The sequence below is a fragment of the Pandoraea pnomenusa genome (assembly GCF_040391475.1).
In the GTDB taxonomy this organism is placed as follows: Bacteria; Pseudomonadota; Gammaproteobacteria; order Burkholderiales; family Burkholderiaceae; genus Pandoraea; species Pandoraea pnomenusa_C.
The window spans coordinates 11,334-32,726 of sequence record NZ_JBEBXS010000003.1 but is presented as its reverse complement, the minus strand read 5'-3'; the positions used below and the strand labels follow the sequence as shown (position 1 = coordinate 32,726).

Genomic DNA, 21,393 nt, shown 5'->3' with positions numbered 1-21,393 from the left:
ATATCTAGATCATGCAAAACATTAATCTGCTGCCTGCGTTGCCAGAGGCCATCCTGCTGCTCATGATCCTCGTGATCATGATGTGCGACGCGTTCCTCGGCCAGACGCGCAAGCTGAACTACGTGCTGGCGCTCATCACCAGCGCGGTTGTCACGGTGCTGTGGGCGTGCAACGCCGGCGACCCGGCATCGCACTACATGTTCGGCAATGCGTTCATCGCCGACCCGATGTCGAACCTGCTCAAGGCCTTCGGTGGTCTGGCAACGTTCGTCACGTTCATCTACGGTCAGAAGTATCTGGAAGCGCGCGGTCTCGCTCGCGGCGACTTCTATGTCCTCAGCCTGTTCTCGCTGCTGGGCCTGTCGGTGATGATCTCGGGCAACAACTTCCTGACCCTGTACCTGGGTCTGGAACTGATGTCGCTGTCGCTGTATGCCCTGGCTGCCGTGTGGCGCGATTCGACGAATGCGACCGAGTCGGCCATGAAGTACTACGTGCTGGGCGCGCTGGCTTCGGGCTTCCTGCTGTACGGCATGTCGATGATGTACGGCGCGACGGGTTCGCTCGAACTGGCCAAGGTCTTCGAAGTGATCGCTTCGGGCGCCGTGAACAAGATCGTGCTGGTGTTCGGCGTGGTGTTCATCGTGGCCGGCCTGGCGTTCAAGCTCGGCGCTGCACCGTTCCACATGTGGGTGCCTGACGTGTATCAGGGCGCCCCGACGCCGGTCACGCTGCTCATCGGCGGCGCACCGAAGCTGGGTGCCTTCGCGCTGCTGCTGCGCTTGCTGGTCGAAGGCATGCTGCCGCTGGCCATCGACTGGCAACAGATGCTGATCATTCTGTCGGTGCTCTCGCTGGTGATCGGTAACCTGACCGCCATCGTGCAGACCAACGTCAAGCGTCTGCTGGCTTACTCGACGATCTCGCACATGGGCTTCGTGCTGCTGGGCATGCTCTCGGGCGTGGTGGGCGGCAAGATCGACGGTATTGCCGATGCTTACGGTTCGTCGCTGTTCTACAGCGTGATCTACCTGCTGACCACGCTCGGTACCTTCGGTATCGTGCTGCTGCTCTCGCGTCAGGGCTTTGAAGCCGAGAACCTCTCGGATCTGAAGGGTCTGAACCAGCGCAGCCCGTGGTTCGCTTTCGTCATGCTGATGCTGATGTTCTCGCTGGCCGGCATTCCGCCGCTGGCAGGCTTCTATGCGAAGCTGGCCGTGCTCCAAGCCGTGGTGAACGCCGGTATGGTCTGGCTGGCTGTCGTGGCCGTCATGGCCTCGCTGATCGGTGCGTTTTACTACCTGCGTGTCGTCAAGCTGATGTATTTCGACAAGCCGGAAGACACCAACGCGCTGCAGGGCAGCGGCACGATGCGCTTCGTGCTGTCGCTCAACGGTCTGGTGCTGCTGTATCTGGGCCTGATGCCCGGCCCGCTGATGGACTGGTGCCTGCGCACCATCAAGCTGACGCTGGCCAGCTAAGTCGGGTCAACAGGGAACGCGAGGCAGAAGAGGGCGGGTCGACCGCCCGCCGCCTCGCCAGAGAACGAACGGACGGAGGCAACAACGATGGGCATGTCGGCAGGTGGTACGCTTGTGATTCTGCTGGCCTTGCTGGGTGCGAACCTCCCGTTCGTGAACCAGCGCCTGTTCGGGCTGATCGCGCTCAAGCGCGCGGTCAAGCCGTTGTGGCTGCGTCTGATCGAGATGGTGGCGGCGTACTTCATCGTGGGTGCGCTCGGCTATCTGATCGAGGCGGGCATCGGCAACGTGTTCGCGCAGGGCTGGGAGTTCTACGCGGTCACCGCGAGCCTGTTCGTCGTGCTCGCGTTTCCGGGCTTCGTCTACCGGTATTTGTGGCGTCATCGACCGGCAGCTGTCGCCTGATGATTGCCCGCACTTCGCCGCAATTCGTCGCACTTCGCCGCCCCTTGGGGCGGCGTTTTGTTTTGGCAACGTCCAATTTCATCCGTGGAGGGCACATGACCCAACGTCAACCCGACGACAAGCATCTGATCGAGACGCAACTCGCGACCAATACGGTCTACGAGGGCTCGTTTCTGACGATCAAGCGCGACACCGTGCGTCTGCCCGACGGCAAGACGGCCACGCGCGAATACACGACGCACCCGGGTGCCGTGATGGTGATCCCGTTGTTCGAGGACGGCCAGGTGCTCATGGAGCGTCAGTACCGCTATCCGCTCGAGCGGGTGATGACGGAACTGCCGGCGGGCAAGCTCGACGACGCCGAGGGCGGTCTGGCCTGCGGTCAACGCGAGTTGCTCGAAGAGACCGGCTACCGCGCCGGTCGCTGGGACTATCTGACGCGGATCCACCCCGTGATTTCGTACTCGACCGAGTTCATCGATATCTGGCTGGCGCGCGACCTGTCGCACGGCGAGCAGAACCTCGATGACGGCGAGTTTCTCGACGTTTTCAAGATGCCCGCGACGGAACTGCTGCAATGGGTGCGCGACGGGCGTATCACTGACGTGAAAACGGTCATCGGCGCGTTCTGGCTGGAAAAGATATTATCTGGCGTCTGGCAGCCGAACGAACGTTCGCCGCTGCGTTGATTCACAAGGCCTCCGGCAACACGACATTTCCATCGCGACATGAAGGTTTTTGATCTGCGTTGTGCCCATGCGCACACCTTCGAGGGCTGGTTCGGCTCGGAGGACGACTACCTCTCGCAACAGGCGCGGGGGCTTGTCACTTGCCCGGTCTGCGGCGACACGGAAATCGTGCGCATGCCTTCGGCCCCGCGACTGAATCTGTCAGGGGCGACGTCCGTGACGAAGGCCCTGCCGAGCGCCGAACGTTCCGAGCCAGCGATGCCCCCGGCAGCGGCCGAAGCACGGCGCGAGCTGCAGACGCTCTGGATGAAAGCCGTCCGCCACGTGATGGCGAATACGGAAGACGTCGGCAAGCACTTTGCGGAAGAGGCGCGCAAGATCCACTATCAGGAAGCGCCGGAGCGCAACATTCGCGGGACTACGTCGCGTGAAGAGGCGGAGGCACTCGCCGAAGAGGGCATCGAGATCATGGCGTTGCCGTTGCCCGACAGCGCCAAGGAAACGCTCCAGTAGACACGCGAACACTCGTTGAGACGGGAGGTTGGAATGGCCACGCTTGAGTATTACTTCGAAGACTTCTCGGTGGGCGATACCTTCGATCTGGGGGAATACACGTTCACCGCCGAGGAAATCGTGCATTTCGCACGGCAGTTCGACCCACAGCCGTTTCATGTGGACGAAGCGGCCGGACGCCAGTCGCACTTCGGCGGACTGGTGGCCAGCGGCTGGCACACCTGCGGGATCATGATGCGTCTGAACGTCGACAAGCTGCTCTCACGCTCGTCGAGCATGGGCTCCCCCGGGGTGGAGCAGATCGAGTGGCTCAAGCCGGTGCGTCCCGGCGACACGATCTCGGTCACGAGCAGCACGCTGGAAGTGCGCCCGTCGAAGAGCCGTCCCGATCGGGGCATCGTGCGCCAGCTCTGGACCGCTACGAACCAGCACGGGGAAGAAGTGTGCCGGTTCCGGGGAACGGGACTCTATCTGAAGCGGGGCCACTGAGGCCCCGCGTCACGGCGGCAGACCGCGGCGTCTGCCCCGCCCATCTGCCGCACCTTCAGTGCGACAAATCACTCACCGAAGCGGCAGGCGCATCGCGCTTGACCTGTGAAATGCCGTCTTCCATCTGTTCGGCGGTCGAGAACATCTGGCTTTGCCCGATGATCTCGCCGTTGCGCGCCTTCAGGACGAAGTACGGTCGGCCGGATGTCGACGTCTTGCGCTCGAACCGGTGATCCTCGCCGGAATTCTTGCGCACGGACTCGATGCCGTTCTGCGCAGAGGCACGCGCCTTGTAGGTCTCGGACGAGAGAATGATGTGCCCGCTGTCGGCCAGCAGGTGAAAGTGGAATTCACCGTTGGGGCTGCGCTTGAGTTCGAACTTGCCTGACATATGTGGATCTCCCGGATCTTCCAAAAGCCAGCGGCGAGGAACTGCGAACGGCATGGGGCGGCAGGGTGCCGCGCCGGAGAAACCTGGAAACGGCATGTCCGGAGAGTGTACGTACTTCACGGACCGTGCTTAGATTAGCACCGCCAGCGTCCGGGCGAAACCGCACTTTGTTTCGAAGTGTAAACTACTTGGCGCACCTCACCGCCGTACCGCGTCGCCTTCGGCAGGACGGGGCTGGGCGGCGGTGCAATGTGGGCCCGACGGCATGTCGACCCACTTGGGACGAACGCCGCGCGGCGTTCGTCGGTGCGCCATTTCAGCGGCGGGCGTACTGCGTCGCCCCGAACAGCATTTCGCGCGCCTTGTCGTCCTGCAACGGCTTGCGGGCGTCGGCGAGCACCTTGATGCCGCGCTGCACGGCCGGGCGCGACTCGATCGCCTCGAACCACTTCTGCACGTTCGGGAAGTCCGAGAGTTCCACGCCCTGATTCTTCCACGAGCGCAGCCACGGCCAGATCGCAATGTCGGCGATGGTGTACATGTCGCCCGCCACATAGGGATGGTCGCCCAGACGCTTGTCCAGCACGCCATACAGACGACGCGCTTCGTTGGTGTAGCGCTTGATGGCGTAGTCGATCTTTTCGGGCGCGTAGATCCGGAAGTGGTGCGCCTGACCGAGCATCGGGCCCACGCCGCCCATCTGGAACATCAGCCATTCGAGCGTTTCGTACTTGCCGCGCACGTCTTCGGGCAGGAAGCGGCCGGTCTTGCCCGCGAGGTACAGCAGGATCGCGCCCGACTCGAACAACGAGATCGGCTTGCCGTCGGGGCCTTCCTCGTCGACGATGGCCGGGATCTTGTTATTCGGAGAGATGGCGAGAAATGCGTCCTTGAACTGGTCGCCCGCGCCGATATCGACGGCGTGTGCATGGTAGGGCAACCCGCACTCCTCGAGCATGATGTGGACTTTGTGGCCGTTGGGCGTGGCCCAGGAATAGACCTGAATCAATTGCGGCTCCTCGTTGGGGCGCCGGTCGCGGGGATCGACGCCTGTCTGTCCCCCGTCCGGCGCCACGACGATCGGGGCAGGCGCGCGGCACGGCGGCGACACGTATGACGAAACAGGGCGGGGGCGCTCATGACGGCGCCCCCGGGGGAAAACTGCCCGGAAATTACACCACAGAACGTTTTCCCCTGCCGGAGACAGGGTCGGGCAACCGGCTCAGGCCACCCGGTCAGGTCACGCCACCCTCGCCATCGGCATGCAGATACCGGGCCAGTTCCAGCTTGGCGATGGCGTTCCGATGCACCTCGTCAGGGCCGTCGGCGAAGCGCAGCGTGCGCGCACTTGCATAGGCGTACGCCAGCGGGAAGTCGCCGGACAGGCCCGCCGCCCCATGGGCCTGCATGGCCCAATCGATGACCTGACACGCCATGTTCGGCGCCACGACCTTGATCATGGCGATCTCGGCACGCGCGGCCTTGTTGCCGACCGTGTCCATCATGTACGCGGCCTTGAGCGTCAGCAGGCGTGCCTGCTCGATCTGGCAGCGCGCTTCGGCAATGCGCTCGCGCGTGACGCCCTGCGCCGCGATCGGCTTGCCGAACGCCACGCGCGAGAGCGTGCGCTGGCACATGAGCGACAGCGCGCGCTCGGCGAGTCCGATGAGGCGCATGCAGTGGTGAATGCGTCCCGGCCCGAGCCGCCCCTGTGCGATCTCGAAACCTCGCCCCTCGCCGAGCAGCATGCTGCTCGCAGGCACGCGGACGTCGTCGAGCACGATCTCCATGTGACCGTGCGGGGCGTCGTCGTAGCCGAACACGGTGAGCGGGCGCGCGCGCGAAATGCCCTTCGCGTCGGACGGCACGAGAATCATCGATTGCTGCGTATGCTTGGGTGCATCTGGATCGGTCTTGCCCATCACGATGTAGAGCGCGCAACGCGGATCGCCGGCGCCTGTCGACCACCATTTGCGGCCATTGATGACGTACTCGTCGCCATCGCGGTGAATGCGGCATTGCACGTTGGTGGCGTCCGACGAGGCGACGTCGGGCTCCGTCATCAGGAATGCCGAGCGGATTTCCCCGCGCAACAGCGGCTCGAGCCATTGCGCCTTCTGGTCATCGGTCGCGTAGCGCTCGAGCGTTTCCATGTTGCCGGTGTCGGGCGCGTTGCAGTTGAAGACTTCCGGCGCCCACGGCACTTGCCCCATGATCTCGCACAGCGGCGCGTACTCTACGTTGGTGAGGCCCGCACCGCGGCCCGAGTCGGGCAGGAACAGGTTCCACAGTCCCGCCTTCTGCGCGAGCGGCTTGAGGCGTTCGATGACCTGCGACGGCTGCCACGCGTCGCCCTGACGGCGGGCGATCTCGATCTCTTCGAGATAGCGCTGCTCGTTCGGGAAGATGTGTTCGTCGAAGAAGGCGGACAGGCGCGCACGCAGCGCGTCGACTTTGGGGCTGTAGCTGAAATCCATGACGTCTCCGGTCAGTGGCCGACTGCGGGGTTGGATCGTTGGGGCTTTCTCATTCGACGCGGGCACGCGGCATCGCGCTATGCCCCCGGGGATTCGCTGCGCTGCGCGTAATGCCATGCCAGCTCCGCCATCGGACGCGCACGCTTGCCCGCATCGAGCGCTTGCTGGCTGGCGGCGGTGCCGTCGCTCACACGCTTCATGATGCCTTGCAGAATCGCTGCGATACGGAACATGTTGTATGCGAGATAAAAGTCCCACTGCGCGGGGCGCGCCGTACCGGTGCGCTCGCTGTAGCGGGCGACATAATCGGATTCGTCGGGAATGCCGAGCGCTTGCCAGTCGAGACCGGCGATGCCGCGAAACACGCCGGGGCTCACATGCCACGCCATGCAGTGATAGCTGAAGTCGGCGAGTGGATCGCCCAGCGTCGACAATTCCCAATCGAGCACGGCGAGCACGCGCGGCTCGCTCGGATGAAAGATCAGATTGTCGAGGCGGAAGTCGCCGTGCACGATGGTCGTGCGCTCCGGCGCGTCGGTCGGCAGATGGGCCGGCAGCCATTCGATAAGCCGGTTCATGGCGTCGATGCTCTCGGTTTCCGAGGCGCGATATTGCTTGCTCCAGCGCGCGATCTGACGCGCGATGTAATCGCCGGGCTTGCCATACGATTCAAGGCCGATGGCGCGGTAGTCCACTCGGTGCAAGGCGGCGATGACGCGATTCATCTCGTCGTAGATCGCGCTGCGCTCGTCAGGGGACATGCCGGGCAGGGCCGGGTCCCACAGCACGCGTCCCTGCACGAAGTCCATGACGTAGAACGCCAGTCCGATCACGCCTTCGTCTTCGCACAACCCGCGCATGCGGGCGACGGGGACGTCGGTGTTCGCGAGCGCGTCCATCACGCGATACTCGCGCTCGATCGCATGGGCCGACGGCAGCAGCTTCGCCGCCGGGGCGGGCTTGGTGCGCAACACGTAGGCGGCGCCCGGTGTCGTCAGACGGTAGGTCGGATTGGATTGGCCGCCGTTGAATTGCGTAATGGCAAGCGGCCCGGCAAAGCCGGCGACGTTGGCTGCGAGCCAGCGCTCGAGCGCTGCGGTATCAAAGGGCGCGCGCCCGTTGAGCGCGCGCTCGCCTGCGAATGCGGAAAAGTCCTGCGAAAGCTGCTCGGCCATGCTGTCTCCTGCATTTCCGGTGCTGCGTTGATCGAGGCGGTTTCTACAGCGCCTGCAACGATGACTTCCGTGGTCCTGACGGTGTCGACGACGGTCCGGCTCGCCGGATCAGCCGCGCTTTCGCGTGCTCAGGAACGACGCGAAGATCTTCTCCATGACGGTGAGCCGGTTGTCGCGATGCAGCGGCTGCGGCGGCGCGAAGTTCATCAGGCGCACGACCCAGTCCTCCGGCTTTTCGCCCACGTCGAGGGCGTTGATGCACGCGGGCGTCTGCGCGAGCTGGCCGAGGAAGAGGCGTCCGAGCGGATGCATGGCATGCGAGAGAATCGCGCGATTCACCCCACCATGCAAGACCAGCAGCACGGTGTCCCACGATTTGTCGTCACGCAGTTCTGCGAGCGGCGGCACCACGCGATCGAGCAACTCGCGCACCGATTCGCCGTTCATGAAGCGCGTGTCTTCCGGCACGAGGCCATCGAACGCGCTGAGGAACGCCTGCGCCAGTTCGGCGGGTGGCAAATCGGAGATGCGACCTGCACGGATTTCCTGCCAGCACGTCCACGTCTCGATCTCGACCTGCTGGCCTGTCTCGGCGAGCACGCGTTCGGCAGTCTCGCGCGTGCGTGGCAGGCCGCTCACGATCACGCGATCGAAGCGGATGTTCTCGGCAGCGAATGCACGTCCGGCGGCGCTGGCCTGCGAGCGACCAAGCGGGTTCAGCGGGACGGTGTCGGCGTCGATGGGCTTGCCGCTGTCGTCGAAATAGGTGACGTCGCCGTGTCGCATCAGATAGATGCGACGGCGCTGCGGTGGGTTGAACGTCAAGGGACCTGCGGCGGGGCCGAGATGGCCGAGTGAGCTCATGCGGTGACTCTCCTGAACGATGATCCGCAATCACGTCGCGAGCGATGCGCCGGGCACACCGGGCACACCCTCCGGGACAGGCGGCAAGGTGTTGACTGGCGGCGCATGCCAGAGGTTCGCATGCGCCGCTTCACGTCACACGATCAGGCGTATTTTGCCGGACGTTTTTCGAGGAAGGCGCTGATGCCTTCCAGACCGTCGGCATGGTGCAGCGACGCGACGAAGTTGTCGCGCTCGGCGCCCAGTTGCGAGGTGAGCGTTTCGCTCGCGCCGCTCTCGATGAGCGACTTGATACGGCCGACGGCATTCGGCGAGAGCTGCGCGAGATCGGTGGCCCAGTTCAACGCCTCGGCACGTGCCTGACCCGGCGCGACCACGCGATTGACGAGACCCGCTGCGGCCAGACGCGACGCCGCGACCGGCTTGCCTTCGATGAGGATTTCGGTGGCGAGCGGGCGGGGCAATGCTTGCGACAGGAACCACGAGCCGCCGCCGTCGGGCGTGAGGCCGACCTTCACGTACGCCATCACGAACTTGGCGTTCTCGGCGGCCACCATCAGGTCGCAGGCGAGGGCGAGCGAGAAGCCCGCACCGGCCGCCGCGCCTTCGACCGCCGCGATGATCGGCTTCGGGCAGGCGCGCAGGGCCTCGATCCATTCGGCGAGCGCGTCGATGCTCGCGGCTTGCACCGACGGGTCCTTCTGGCGGTTTTCCAGCAGGCGGTTGAGGTTGCCGCCCGCGCAGAAGAAGTTGTCGGCACCGGTGATGACCACGGCGCGGATCGACGCGTCGCGCTCGGCGGTGGCGAGGGCCTCGACACCGGCGGCGTACATGTCCGGATGCAGCGCATTGCGCGCACCGGGGTTGGACAGCGTCAGGACCAGTGTCTGGTCGATGCGTTCGGCAAGCAGTTCGGCAGCCATGAGTCGAGTCTCCGGGTCACTGTTCTTCGGTGAGCAGCGAGACGCCGAGCTGGGCACGGCGCGTAAGCCACGGCGACGGACGATAGCGCGGGTCGCCGTAGAACGATTGCAGATTGCGCAGCACGGTGAGCAACTGGCGCGCGCCGACGGCGTCGCCCAGGGCGAGCGGTCCCTTGGCGTAGCCCAGGCCGAGCGTGACGGCGCGGTCGATGTCGCCGGGCGTGGCAATGCGTTGCTGTGCGATATCCGCACCGATGTTGACGATGGTGGCGATCACGCGCTGGGCCACGAAGCCCGCCGAGTCGCGGATCACCGTCACCGGCGTGCCGCCATGCGCGAACAGCGCGTGGGCGGCGCTGCGTGCCTCGGCGGTGGTGACCGGCGTGGTCATCAACGTATGACGCTTGGCGCCCGCGAGCGGTAGCAGGGTGTCGACGGCGACGGTGCGCGTGGCGTCCAGTCCTTGCTCGACAGCGCAGGACGTGGCGTCGAGGCCGAGCGGCGTGACGACGATCAGCGCAGTCTCGGACGGCTTGTCGCCGCTTTCGATGCTCACGCCCGTCGCGCCCAGCAGTTCGGCCACGGCGGCGAAGCCGCGCGTGTCCGCACGGCTGACCCACACGCTGGCGGGCAGCGTGTCGGGCGCCGGGGCCTCGGGCGGCACCTGCTGTTTGCCATCGACGTAACGGTAGAAGCCTTCGCCGACCTTGCGTCCGAGCAGACCGCCTGCAAAACGCACGGCGGTGATCGGCGACGGACGGAAGCGGGCTTCCTCGTAGAACTGGTGGTAGATCGACTCCATCACCGGGTGCGACACGTCGAGCGCGGTCAGGTCGAGCAATTCGAACGTGCCCAGACGGAAGCCTGCCTGTTCGCGCAGGGTGCGATCGATGTCGGCGAAGCTCGCGATGCCTTCGCTGGCCACACGCAGGCCTTCGGTATTCATGCCGCGACCGGCGTGATTGACGATGAAACCCGGCATGTCCTTGCAGCGCACAGCCGTGTGGCCCATGCGCTGGCCGAGCGCGAGCAGGGCGTCGCCGACCTCGGGCGCGGTGCGCAGGCCGTCGATGACCTCGACCACCTTCATGAGCGGCACCGGATTGAAGAAGTGGTATCCGGCCACGCGCTCCGGACGCTCGCACGCTGCGGCAATCGCCGTAATCGACAGCGACGAGGTGTTCGACGCGAGGATGGCGTCGGGTGCCACGATAGCTTCGAGCGAACGGAACAGGTCGCGCTTGATCTCGAGCTTCTCGATGATGGCTTCCACCACGAGCTGGCAGTCGGCAAGATCTTCGAGCGCGCCGCATGCCTGCAAACGACCCATCGTGGCGTCGACGCTCGCGGCCTCGATCTTGCCCTTGGCCGCGAGCTTGTCGAGCGTGTCACGCAAGGCGTCCAGCGCGGCCTGTACGGCCTTCGCGTTGGTGTCGTAGAGCTTCACACGCAGGCCGGCCTGCGCGGCGATCTGCGCGATGCCACGGCCCATGGCGCCGGCGCCGACAATGCCCAGAACGTCGATGGTCTTGCCGGGGGAGGAGGATGCAGTCATTCGGAGTGTCTCGAAGTGGGTGTCGATTGTCGTCGATCGAAGTCGTTTTACCGGTTTGTCGGCGCGCCAAGGCCGCGGGGCCTGGGTGCGTCGTGCGTCGGGCGGACGCGACTCGCCATTCTATCGTCCGACCGGTCGGTCGGGAAATGAATTTCCTGCCGAAAGACAGAACGATGCAAACCGGTGCCCATGCCACGCTGTCGCTATTGTCGCCGATCTCGCCTCGGCTGCCAGCGCTTGTTCCGCTGCGCGGTCAGTGTCCGGGAGCGTCCACCGGGCAGCGGGGCCGCGCCGCCCCCGGATTTCGAGACGCGTGGCCATACGGGCGATTCACGAATGGCCGCGGGTTGCCGGTACACTGCGGGGTGCTGCCAGTGGCCGTTCTCATTGCGATGTCACTGGCCGCCAACGAGCGGCCGCCGCGCAGGCGGCAGCACACCAGAGACGCATCATGAACATTGCGCACCGGCCGTGGCACCGGATCGCCAGACACCTGTCGTGGCGCGCCACCATGCCGCCGATGACGCATCGGAGACATCATGTTGAAGCTGCACGGTTTTCCCATCAGCAACTATTACAACAAGGTCAAGGTTGTGCTGTACGAGAAGGGCGTGCCCTTCGAAGAGACGGAGTCCATCCCGAGTCAGGACGAGCCGGTGTTGCAGTGCTCGCCGCTCGGCAAGGTGCCGTATCTGGAGACGGAAAACGGTTTTCTGGCCGAATCGCAGGTCATCTGCGACTACCTCGAAGTGACGCACCCGTCGCCCGCGCTGTTCTCTAGCGACCCGTGGCGCCAGGCCAAGGAGCGCGAACTGCTCACGATGATCGAGTTGCATCTCGAGCTGGTGGTGCGAGAGGTGTACAAGCAGGCATTCTTCGGTGGCACGGTGTCGGAAGGTACGCGCACCCGCACGGAAACGTTGCTGCGCCGGAATATCACGGCGTTCAAGCGTCTGGCGAAGTTTGCGCCTTACGTGGCGGGCGAGACGTTCACGATGGTCGACGTGGCCGCAGGTATCCATCTGCCGATTCTCGGCATGGCCACGCAAGCGGTCTACGGCGAAGACTTCCTGCAAAGCGCGGGCATCGACTGGAAGGCCTACGGCAAGCTGCTGGCCGAGCGCGAATCGTTCCAGCGCATGCGCGCCGAGCAAAAGGCGTATCAGCAGGCCCAGAAGGACAAGGCAGCGAAGTAAGGGGGGCGCCTGGGGGCGTCAGGAACCGGTGCTGGCTGCACGGGTTCGCCGCTAACAAAAAGGGCCGCAATGCGGCCCTTTTTGCTGCGTGAACGGTTGCCGGACGGTGTCCTTTGGCAACCCTCGTCGCTCAGATCTTCGCGAGACGTGCGAGGGCTTCGCGAAGCGTGGCGTCCTGTTTGGCGAAACAGAAGCGCACCACGCCCGATTCGTGCGGTTCGTGATAGAACGCCGACACCGGAATGGCCGCCACACCGATCTCGCCGGTGAGCCACAACGCGAAGTCGGCCTCGCTCATGTCGCTGATCGCGCTGTAATCCACGCACTGGAAGTACGTGCCTTCGCACGGCAGCAGTTTGAAACGCGTGCCGGCGAGCCCTTCACGGAACAGGTCGCGCTTCTTCTGATAGAAACCGGAGAGTTCCAGATAGGGCGCCGGGTCGCGCATGTAGTCCGCCAGACCCACCTGCATCGGCGTATTCACGGTGAACACATTGAACTGGTGCACCTTGCGGAATTCGGCCGAGAGGGCTGCCGGCGCCGCGACGAAACCGACCTTCCAGCCCGTCACGTGATACGTCTTGCCGAAGCTCGACACGATGAAGCTGCGTCGTGCGAGTTCCGGATGCCGCGCCACGCTCTCGTGGCGCTTGCCGTCGTACACCATGTGCTCGTAGACCTCGTCCGAGATCAGCAGGATATCGGTGCCGGCCACGATCTCGGAGAGCGTCGCGAGATCGCGTTCATGCCACACGGTGCCGCTCGGATTGTGCGGCGTGTTGAACAGGATCAGGCGCGTGCGCGGCGTGATGGCGGCGGCGAGCTTGTCGAAGGGGATGCGGAACTCGGGCGCTTCGAGCGTGATGAACACCGGCTTGCCACCGGCCAGTTCGATCGACGGGACGTAACTGTCGTAGGTCGGCTCGAAAACAATCACCTCGTCGCCGGGGTGGACGGTCGCGAGAATCGCCGTGAGCAGCGCTTGCGTGGCCCCGGCCGTCACGGTGATTTCCGTGTTCCAGTCGTACTGCTGGCCGTACAGCTTGCCGATCTTGTCCGCAATCGCCTGACGCAGCGCGGGCACGCCGGCCATCGGCGGGTACTGGTTGTGGTCTTCGCGCATGGCGCGCGAGACGGCGTCGACGATCTTCGGATCGCACGAGAAGTCGGGGAAGCCCTGGCCGAGGTTCACGGCCTGCTTTTCGGCGGCGAGCGCCGACATCACGGTGAAGATGGTGGTGCCGACGTTCGGCAGACGCGACGTGAGCGGCGGCGAAACCAAGGCTGGCGAGGGCGAAGCCGAAGTCGATGCGTGAAGGGGCGCGGTCATTTGTGCAATGGGACGAAGCAGTGAGCAGTCCGCCATTCTACCGCCGCTGTGCCAAGCCTGCGGCAGCGCCTCAGATCACGAGCAATGATGTGAAGGCACTCGCCGTCACGATGCGGAAGCCGAATTGGCGCGCCACGCGGCTGCGCAGCTTCAGTACGGCCTTGTCTTTGCTGACGAGCCAGTGGGCATGCCCGTCGCGCGCCGCTTCGAGGAATTTCTGATCGTCGCGGTCGCGGCACAGCGGCAACTGGGCAGGCGGCGCCGCATCTTCCGGCAGGACAATGCGGTGCGTGTGCGTGTCGACCCAGGCGAGCGCTTGCGCATTGTCGATCTCGCGCGCTGCGAATTGCGGATAGGTGAGCACGACGGCCAGTTCGTCCCGGCAGCGCGGGGCCATGAGCGCGGTGAGGCGGCGCGCCACGAGGGCATCGCGCACGGGGCGGGCGACCGGGTCGTCGAAGACCAGCAGGTCGATCCAGACGTTGGTGTCGAGCACCACGCGCGGCGGCGTGGCGAGGGAGTCGAGATGCTCGGCGAAGGCCCGTTCGGCGGGCGTGGCAACAGCGTTTTGAAGCATTGGATAGAATGACGGTTTCTCGTTTTCGCAGGAACGCTGCACCCCATATGATAATTGTTCTCTCGCCGGCCAAATCGCTCGACTACGAAACGCCGCCGCACGTGAGCACGCACACCGTGCCACAGTTCGTCGACGACGCGGCCGAACTGATCGAAGGCCTGCGCGAACTGAGCCCGGCACAGGTCGGCTCGCTCATGAGCATTTCGGATCAACTCGCCGCGCTCAACGCCAACCGCTACGCCGACTGGACGCCGCGTTTCGACACCACCAACGCCAAGCAGGCCGTGCTCGCCTTCAACGGCGATGTCTACGAAGGCCTCGCCGCCCGCACGCTCGATGCCAGGCAGCTCGACTTCGCGCAGAAGCACCTGCGTATCCTGTCGGGTCTTTACGGCGTGCTGCGTCCGCTCGATCTGCTGCAACCGTACCGTCTGGAGATGGGCACGCGCTTTGCCAACAAGCGCGGGCGTGACCTCTACGCGTTCTGGGGCGAGCGGGTGACGCAGACGATCAACGCGTCGCTCGCCGAGCACACGCAAACGCGCCGCGTGCTGGTGAATCTGGCCTCGGAAGAGTATTTCAAGGTCATCAAGCGTCGCCTGGTCGAAGCTCCCGTGATTACGCCGGTGTTCGAAGACTGGAAGAGCGGCAAGTACAAGATCATCAGTTTCTACGCCAAGCGCGCGCGCGGCCTCATGGCACGCTATGCGATCGAGCGCGGCGTGACCGACGTACAGCAACTCAAGGCGTTCGACAGCGAGGGCTATGCGTTCGACGACAGTGTGTCGAACGATTCCCTCTGGGTCTTCCGCCGCCGCGTGGCCTGACGCCAGCCAACGACCGGCCCCGGGGCAATGTCCCGGGGCTTTTTCATTTCCGCCAGCGAGACAAGTCATGACCGTTCACATCAGCAGCACGTTCGATAGCGGCGCCATCCAGGTGGTGAGCGCCGAGCGGGCCGACGACATTCACGTGCGTATCGCGCAGGACGGCGCCGCCGAATTCGCGCAATGGTTCCACTTCCGCGTGCAGGGCGTGGCCGACACGCCGTGTCGGATCGTGTTCGATAACGCCGGGCAGACGTCGTACCCGCGCGGCTGGGAGAACTACCGGGCGGTGGCGTCTTACGATCGCGTGAACTGGTTTCGCGTGCCGACCTCGTATGACGGCACGGTCATGACCGTGGCGTTTACCCCCGCGCACGACAGCGTCTATTTCGCCTACTTCGAGCCGTATTCGGACGAACGCCATCTGGCGCTGGTCGGCACGGCGCAGAACTCGCCGCTCGTGCGTACGCGCTCGCTGGGGCGCACCGTCGACGGTCGCGACATGACGCTGCTCACCGTGGGCGAGCCGCGTGCCGGCAAGCGAAATCTCTGGGTGATTGCGCGTCAGCACCCCGGTGAGACGATGGCCGAGTGGTTCGTGGAGGGGCTGCTGCGCCGCTTGCTGGGCGCGGGCGACTGGGCCGGCGATCCGCTGGCCAGGGCCGTGCTCGACGAAGCGGTGCTTCACATCGTGCCGAACATGAATCCGGACGGCTCGGCGCGTGGCAACCTGCGAACCAATGCTGCGGGCGCGAACCTCAACCGCGAGTGGCTCGAACCCGATCCGTTGCGCAGTCCCGAGGTGTATCTCGTTCGGGAAGCCATCGAGACGATCGGCTGCGACATGTTCTTCGACATTCACGGCGACGAAGCGCTGCCTTACGTCTTCCTCGCGGGCAACGAAGGCGTGGAATGGGCGACGGACGCGCTGCTGGCACGCGAGAAGGCGTTCGGTGAGCGTCTGAAGGCGGCGAGTCTCGACTTCCAGGACAAGTTCGGCTATCCGCCGGGCAAGCACGGCCCGGAGTCGCTCAAGCTGGCGTCGAAGTGGATCGCCCATCGCTTTGGCTGCCTGGCGCTCACGCTGGAGATGCCGTTCAAGGACAACGCCAATCGCCCGGACACGCTTGTCGGCTGGAACGGGGCACGCAGCGCGGCGCTGGGCGCGTCGATGCTTGCGGCCATCTGGTCGCAAATGCAGGCCGATCAGGCCTGAGCGCTGGCGTGACGTTGCCACGCCGCCTGACAGCGGTCTGGCAACGGACGATACAAGGCACGACGCGCAATGCGTCGTGCTTGTCCCTTCGCTTGCTTGCGTGACGCAGGCGGGCGATCAGTTCTTCTTCTTGGCCGTGCTCTTCTTGGTGGTGCCCGACTTCGCCGTCGACTTGGCACCCGAAGATCCCGACGTACCCGACGATTTCGCCGTGCTGCGCTTGGTCGACTTCCCGGTGGCGTGCGACGCCTTGCCGCGCGTATTGCCGCGTGCAGAGCGCTTCACCGGTTGTTCGACCTGGGGCAGCGGCGACGTGTAGTCGAAGCCCATCATGCGGCCCTCGGCATAGCCACAACGAATGTGGATATTGTCCGTCTGGCCGCTGGTGCGTTTGCCGACACCATCGAGCTCGACCATCTGCGTGACGTCGACGCGCTGCTTGCGATCGTCGAACGGCCCCGACCACGGCGCGACCTTGGCGTGCTCGGCATCGAGGGCGTTCTCGCCGTACTCGACGCTCTCGTAGCCGGGCAGTGTTGCCACCACGAAACTCGCATGCGCAGCACAATCGGCGACCAGCGGATCGGCGTGGCGCGTGTTGATGAACTGCTCGACCAGCGCACGATGCTGCTCAAGCGTGAAGGCCTGTGCAGGGGCCGTGAAGGCCGACAGGCAAAGCGGCGCGGCGACGGCGATCGATGCGGTCGCGGCGACCTGGCGCACGGCTCGCATGACGACGCCGACGGCGCGTTGAAAAAATCGATTCGACATTACTTGACGTATTCTCGGGGGCGGACGGGCCTCGACAGACCCGAAGCATTGCAGAGCAATGCGGGCATGCGGTGACCCATCGTAGGAGTCGTTTGCATGCGCCGCTCGCGAAGAGGCTTGGCCGCATATTGAAATACAACGGCAAAGCGGCTCTCATCTTAACCGAAAAAAAGCCGCCGACGCCCGCCGGGTAAGCCCGCAGACGTAACAGTGCGGGGCCGGAAAGTTACGGCAGGCTACAATGCGTGCCTGGCCGGCACCCGAATGTCGTGCCGATCTGCGGTTTTTCCGCGCGTTTTGCGCCTCATTTTTTCGCATGTTTGCAAATTCACGCACTGTTGCCAGTGCTCAAACCGGTCCGCACGACAAGCTGGCGGAACTCGTCGATCGTCATCGCGACGCTGCCTTTCGCAAGCCGCTTGCCGCCTACAGCGCAGCGGCGTTCGATGCCGCGATTGCCGCGTGGCGCAACGCCGGTGCCGCACCGCTCATCATCGACGCCGGATGCGGTGTCGGCGAGAGCACGCTGCGACTGGCGACGCAGTTCCCCGATCACTTCGTCATCGGCATCGACCAATCCGAGAGTCGCATCGTGCGTGGCAAGGATTGGTGGGACGGCGTATGGCCCGAGAACTTCGTGTGGGTGCGCGCCGATCTCGTGGACTTCTGGCGGCAACTGGCCGACGCGGGCATTCGACCGGCACGCCATTACCTCCTGTATCCGAATCCGTGGCCGAAGATCGGTCAGCTCGCGCGCCGCTGGCATGCGCATGCCGTGTTTCCGACCGTGGTCGGGCTGGGCGGCGTGCTGGAGTGCCGCAGCAACTGGGACATCTACGTCGAGGAATTTGCGATGGCCGTCGAGCGGCTCAGTGGCGTGCGCCCGGATGTGCAGGCGTGGACGCCGGAGGCGAGCGCGGCGCCCATGACGCCGTTCGAGCGCAAGTATCTGGCGTCGGGGCACGGGTTGTATCGATGCGTGGTGACGTTGCCGCCGCGATCGTGACGAACGCACCATTGCGCACCGCCAAGCGCTAGTGCGCCGCTCACGCGACGCGAGCGCCGTCAGCAACGAAAAAGGCCATGCGTGTATTGCGCATGGCCTTTTTGCTTGCCCGCCGTGGCGTCATGGCGCCGCGGCCAGGCTCGCGATCAGTGGAAGTGCGGGCGGCTCGGCTCGGCGTCTTCCGGCATTTCCGCATGGACGACTTCGCCGACGGGGTCCGGATAAAGCGGCACGCCGCAATCGTCGCAATACTCGGGGTCGAAGCGGCCCGGATGCTTGCGAATCTCGGTGACGCCACAGACCTTGAGCAGATCGGTCACCTCGTCGAGGGCGCCGCCTTCGATTTCGCCATTCTCGCGACCGTACAGCGGCCACACGACACCGTAGATCACGTCATTGCTGCCGCGCTGCGTGAAGCCGATACGGTACTCGTCGATATTCTGCTCACCGAAGCCGGCCACCACCGCGCGCAACTCCGGCGGCGTGAGCGTGAGCACGTCTTCAAGGTAGCGCAGGGCCGTGCGGATCGTGTGCGGACGAATGCGTTCGTCTGCCTCGCGGCAACTCGCGTAGTACGCGTCGGGCAGCAGGCACTCTATCTCGCAGCCCGGCAGCAACGCGTTCAGATTCGGGCCGCCCTGCGCGGACCATGCCTCCTGGCATTGGCCGCGTTCGGCGTGGCGTGCGCCGTCTTCCTGCCAGCGGAACATCGGGGCGCCCTTGGGCACCGTGACGGCGGCCAGCAGGAAACGCGGGTCGGCGAGAATCGGCGCCGTTTCCGGCAGATCGTTGCCGGGGTGCTTCACTTCGGCGTTATCGACGGCCGCACGCACGAGCTGCTGTGTGACCTTCCACGATTCGCAGTGCGTGCGCGGCAGTTGATCGATGCTGTAGAGATACGGCGAGATGGCCACGCGCGCGCTGTCGGCGAGCACGTGCGCATGCAGATGCGCGCGAATGGGCATCAGGGCGTCGGACTTCACCGGGCCCGAAGGGATCGCGTAACGCGTCCAGGCGAGGATCGGGATGGCGACGAGCAGGCCGTCCCAGACCTGGCCTTCGGCTTCCGGCTCGGCCGATTCGCTTTGCGATTCGATCAGGTCGGCCAGCGCGCCATAGGCTTCGCTGTGGTTGGCCTGAAGATGATCGAGCGCGGCGTCGATGGCCGGCTGGTTGCCGGTGCGCAGGACGCGGGTGAGGAGCGTGTCGAGCTGGGCTTCCCAGAAGCGGTCCTCGATGCGGCTTCCCGAGGCGGCCAGCGCGAGCGCGTGGCCGACGAGCTTTTCGGCGTCGGGAGTCAGTCGTTTGGCGGTGCGTGAGCGCATAGTCGTGCAAAGCAGAAACACATGAACTCACGATTGTACGGCATGCGTGAACGCGATTGATGGTACACATTCCCCAATCGCGTCGTCCCAGGTCTGCGGGGCGTCACATGCCGTCAGAAATCGAACGCGAGATTTGCCGGTGCCGAGAGGCGTGTGCGGCGTGTCGTGGCCGCGCGGGCGCCCTCTACCGGCGCGAGTGCGGCCCCTTCGAGCGAGAGCAGCGAAAGCTTGCGTTCCAGACCGCCGGCGTAGCCCGTGAGCGTGCCGTCGGCCCCGATGACGCGATGACACGGCACGATCACGGATATCGGATTCCGCCCGTTTGCGGCACCGACCGCGCGCGATTTGTTGGCGTCGCCCAGCGCGTGGGCCAGATCGCCGTAGCTGCGCGTCTCGCCGAACGGGATGCGTTGCAACTCCGCCCAGACCTGCCGCTGAAACGGCGTGCCTTCGGGCGCGAGCGACAGTTCGAACAGACGCCGGCCGTCGTGGAAATACTCGTCGAGCTGCTGCTTCGCGGCACTCAGTACGGCAAGGTCGCCGCCATCGCGGCGCACATCGCCGTTCTCCGGAAAGTACTTCTGATGCGAGAAGTACACGCCGGTGAGCGCGTCGCCGTTGGCGACGAGCAGCATCTCGCCCAGCGGGCTCTCGTAAAGCGTTTCGTAGCGGGTCATGCACATACCTCCAGCAAAGTCTCGACCGGCTGGCCTGCCGGTCCTTGTGCCGCCGCGCGCCACACATGCAGGGCGGCATACGCCCGCCACGGCGCCCATTGGGCAGCCCGGGCGGCGACTGCGCGTCCGTCGGCCACGCCCAACGCCTGTCGCAGCACCAGGTCATCCACCGGCATGGCGTCGGGCGAGCCGAGCGCGCGCATCGCGATGTACTGCGCCGTCCAGGGGCCGATGCCTTTGATCGCGAGCAGGGCCGCCAGCGTCGCCTCCAGCGGCGCGAGCGGATCGAGCCGCAGGCGGCCCTCCACGATGGCCAGCGCGACCCCGTGAATCGCGGCAATTCGACTTCGAATGATACCGGCTTCGCCGAGGGCGTCGACGGGAACCGCGAGCATCTGGGCGGCCGTGGGGAACGTGTGCGTCAGTCCGTGCACGGGCGAGGGCAGCGGCGTGCCGAAGCGCTGTGCGAGGCGGCCGAGCAGGCGTCGTGCGCCCTTGACCGTGATCTGCTGGCCGACGATCGCCCGCACGGCGATCTCGAAGCCGTCCACTGCGCCCGGAACCCGCAAGCCGGGCGTGGCCGTGGCCAGCGTACCGAGGTGCGCGTCGATCACATCCGGGCGCGCGCCCAGATCGAACAGGTGACGCAGTTTGCCCAGCACCTGGGGCACGCTTCCGGCGAGCACGGGCGGCAACGTGACCTGCAATGCATGCCGGTCCGGCAGCGGCGAGATACGGCACCAGCCGGCAACGCTCTGCCCGTCTTGCCGCTCGATGTTCAGCGTGCGCGTGTAGACATCGCCTTCGCGAAGCTCGACCCCTTCGATGGCGCGATCGCCGAGGAAATCGAGCAGGGCGTGCCAGGCAAAGGGTGGGCGATAGGCGAGCTGGAAGACGAGGTCGCCGTCGGGCAGGGCGGCGTGTCGGGCGTTCTGGCGCAGGCGTCCGGGGGCGAACCCATAGCGCGACTTGAACAGGCCGTTGAAGCGTCGCACGCTGCCGAACCCGGCGGCCAGCGCGACTTCCGTGACCGGGAGGGCGGTGTCGGTCAAAAGGCGCTTGGCGAGCAGCAGTCGCTGCGTCTGTGCGTATTCCACGGGGGATACGCCGAATTCATCGGCGAAGATGCGGCGCAGATGGCGCTCGGTGATGCCGATACGTGCGGCGAGTGCGGGCAGGTCGGCGCGATTGAGGAAGCCTTCGTCGATCATGGCGGCGGCGGCGTCGGCGAGCTCACGGGAGGCGTCGAAGCGGGCGCTACCGGGGGCAAGCTCCGGGCGGCACTTGAGGCAGGGGCGAAACCCGGCTTTTTCGGCGGCGGCGGCGCTGCCGTAGAACGAGCAGTTCTCGAAGCGGGGCGTGCGCACGTTGCAGACGGGACGGCAGTAAATGCCGGTCGACGAGACGCCGACGAAAAACCAGCCGTCGAAGCGGCGGTCGCGGGCGGACACGGCTTTGTAGCAGACTTCGGGATCGAGCGTCATGCGAAGAGATCCGGTGGGGGTA

The 21,393-nt window shown here is 65.3% G+C and carries 22 protein-coding genes; 9 read left to right on the top strand and 13 right to left on the bottom strand.

The genetic code is table 11. The features are described 5' to 3' along the window. Positions 1–11: 11 nt before the first annotated feature. The 5 genes from nuoN (at position 12) to ABWO90_RS04255 (ending at position 3,577) form a co-directional block, all read left to right on the top strand. Complete coding sequence (nuoN, locus tag ABWO90_RS04275) at positions 12–1,481, top strand: NADH-quinone oxidoreductase subunit NuoN (protein ID WP_353189966.1); 1,470 nt, start codon at positions 12–14, stop codon at positions 1,479–1,481. Between the two features lie 87 nt (positions 1,482–1,568). Further along, positions 1,569–1,886: a DUF2818 family protein gene (locus ABWO90_RS04270; protein ID WP_502922539.1), complete on the top strand. Its 318-nt coding sequence runs from the start codon at positions 1,569–1,571 to the stop codon at positions 1,884–1,886. Positions 1,887–1,981: 95 nt separating this feature from the next. Next, complete coding sequence (locus tag ABWO90_RS04265) at positions 1,982–2,575, top strand: NUDIX domain-containing protein (protein WP_353189965.1); 594 nt, start codon at positions 1,982–1,984, stop codon at positions 2,573–2,575. A 39-nt stretch (positions 2,576–2,614) separates the two neighbouring features. Then, a complete protein-coding gene (locus ABWO90_RS04260; protein WP_353189964.1) occupies positions 2,615–3,088 on the top strand; it encodes a DUF1178 family protein in 474 nt (157 codons plus the stop codon). 33 nt (positions 3,089–3,121) lie between these two features. Next, positions 3,122–3,577 (top strand): MaoC family dehydratase, encoded by a 456-nt coding sequence (locus ABWO90_RS04255; protein WP_353189963.1) that lies wholly within the window; start codon positions 3,122–3,124, stop codon positions 3,575–3,577. Positions 3,578–3,632: 55 nt separating this feature from the next. Here ABWO90_RS04255 and ABWO90_RS04250 read toward each other — a convergent pair whose 3' ends face one another. The 7 genes from ABWO90_RS04250 to ABWO90_RS04220 form a co-directional block, all read right to left on the bottom strand. Further along, a complete protein-coding gene (locus ABWO90_RS04250; protein WP_353189962.1) occupies positions 3,633–3,968 on the bottom strand; it encodes a YegP family protein in 336 nt (111 codons plus the stop codon). Between the two features lie 316 nt (positions 3,969–4,284). Beyond that, positions 4,285–4,977 carry a glutathione binding-like protein gene (locus ABWO90_RS04245; protein WP_353189961.1) on the bottom strand — a complete coding sequence of 231 codons (693 nt, stop codon included), beginning with the start codon at positions 4,975–4,977 and terminating at the stop codon, positions 4,285–4,287. A 226-nt stretch (positions 4,978–5,203) separates the two neighbouring features. After that, a complete protein-coding gene (locus ABWO90_RS04240) occupies positions 5,204–6,445 on the bottom strand; it encodes an acyl-CoA dehydrogenase family protein (RefSeq protein WP_353189960.1) in 1,242 nt (413 codons plus the stop codon). Positions 6,446–6,522: 77 nt separating this feature from the next. Beyond that, complete coding sequence (locus ABWO90_RS04235) at positions 6,523–7,620, bottom strand: phosphotransferase (protein WP_353189959.1); 1,098 nt, start codon at positions 7,618–7,620, stop codon at positions 6,523–6,525. A gap of 108 nt (positions 7,621–7,728) precedes the next feature. After that, positions 7,729–8,484 (bottom strand): histidine phosphatase family protein, encoded by a 756-nt coding sequence (locus ABWO90_RS04230; protein WP_502922538.1) that lies wholly within the window; start codon positions 8,482–8,484, stop codon positions 7,729–7,731. Between the two features lie 143 nt (positions 8,485–8,627). Continuing rightward, on the bottom strand, positions 8,628–9,407 hold the full coding sequence (locus tag ABWO90_RS04225; RefSeq protein ID WP_353189958.1) for an oxepin-CoA hydrolase, alternative type: 780 nt from the start codon (positions 9,405–9,407) through the stop codon (positions 8,628–8,630). 16 nt (positions 9,408–9,423) lie between these two features. Then, positions 9,424–10,962: a 3-hydroxyacyl-CoA dehydrogenase gene (locus tag ABWO90_RS04220; protein WP_353189957.1), complete on the bottom strand. Its 1,539-nt coding sequence runs from the start codon at positions 10,960–10,962 to the stop codon at positions 9,424–9,426. 539 nt (positions 10,963–11,501) lie between these two features. On the opposite strand from ABWO90_RS04220, the gene ABWO90_RS04215 reads away from it, so the two are divergent. After that, the gene (locus tag ABWO90_RS04215) at positions 11,502–12,158 is read left to right on the top strand and encodes a glutathione S-transferase family protein (protein WP_353189956.1); all 657 of its coding nucleotides are present in this window, start codon (positions 11,502–11,504) and stop codon (positions 12,156–12,158) included. 130 nt (positions 12,159–12,288) lie between these two features. On the opposite strand, the gene ABWO90_RS04210 is transcribed toward ABWO90_RS04215, so the two are convergent. Together ABWO90_RS04210 and ABWO90_RS04205 are read right to left on the bottom strand one after the other, a co-directional pair. Beyond that, complete coding sequence (locus ABWO90_RS04210; protein WP_353189955.1) at positions 12,289–13,488, bottom strand: pyridoxal phosphate-dependent aminotransferase; 1,200 nt, start codon at positions 13,486–13,488, stop codon at positions 12,289–12,291. A 70-nt stretch (positions 13,489–13,558) separates the two neighbouring features. Beyond that, a complete protein-coding gene (locus ABWO90_RS04205) occupies positions 13,559–14,065 on the bottom strand; it encodes a putative toxin-antitoxin system toxin component, PIN family (protein WP_353189954.1) in 507 nt (168 codons plus the stop codon). A 47-nt stretch (positions 14,066–14,112) separates the two neighbouring features. Between ABWO90_RS04205 and yaaA the strand changes: the two genes are divergently transcribed. Continuing rightward, positions 14,113–14,892, top strand: a complete 780-nt coding sequence (gene yaaA / locus ABWO90_RS04200) for a peroxide stress protein YaaA (protein ID WP_353189953.1) — start codon at positions 14,113–14,115, stop codon at positions 14,890–14,892. A gap of 67 nt (positions 14,893–14,959) precedes the next feature. Next, positions 14,960–16,108, top strand: a complete 1,149-nt coding sequence (locus tag ABWO90_RS04195) for a M14 family metallopeptidase (protein WP_353189952.1) — start codon at positions 14,960–14,962, stop codon at positions 16,106–16,108. A 117-nt stretch (positions 16,109–16,225) separates the two neighbouring features. On the opposite strand, the gene ABWO90_RS04190 is transcribed toward ABWO90_RS04195, so the two are convergent. Continuing rightward, positions 16,226–16,840, bottom strand: coding sequence for a BspC domain-containing protein (locus tag ABWO90_RS04190; protein ID WP_353189951.1), 615 nt, complete (start codon positions 16,838–16,840; stop codon positions 16,226–16,228). A 355-nt stretch (positions 16,841–17,195) separates the two neighbouring features. Here ABWO90_RS04190 and trmB point away from each other — a divergent pair, with 355 nt between their 5' ends. Further along, positions 17,196–17,885: a tRNA (guanine(46)-N(7))-methyltransferase TrmB gene (gene trmB, locus ABWO90_RS04185; RefSeq protein WP_353189950.1), complete on the top strand. Its 690-nt coding sequence runs from the start codon at positions 17,196–17,198 to the stop codon at positions 17,883–17,885. 146 nt (positions 17,886–18,031) lie between these two features. On the opposite strand, the gene ABWO90_RS04180 is transcribed toward trmB, so the two are convergent. The 3 genes from ABWO90_RS04180 to ABWO90_RS04170 all read right to left on the bottom strand — a co-directional run bounded on the left by ABWO90_RS04180 (position 18,032) and on the right by ABWO90_RS04170 (position 21,371). Beyond that, a complete protein-coding gene (locus ABWO90_RS04180) occupies positions 18,032–19,210 on the bottom strand; it encodes a DUF2863 family protein (protein WP_353189949.1) in 1,179 nt (392 codons plus the stop codon). 113 nt (positions 19,211–19,323) lie between these two features. Continuing rightward, positions 19,324–19,887, bottom strand: a complete 564-nt coding sequence (locus ABWO90_RS04175; protein WP_353189948.1) for a methylated-DNA--[protein]-cysteine S-methyltransferase — start codon at positions 19,885–19,887, stop codon at positions 19,324–19,326. Beyond that, a complete protein-coding gene (locus ABWO90_RS04170) occupies positions 19,884–21,371 on the bottom strand; it encodes an AlkA N-terminal domain-containing protein (RefSeq protein WP_353189947.1) in 1,488 nt (495 codons plus the stop codon). The genes ABWO90_RS04175 and ABWO90_RS04170 overlap by 4 nt, the downstream gene beginning before the upstream one ends. Positions 21,372–21,393 lie beyond the last annotated feature (22 nt).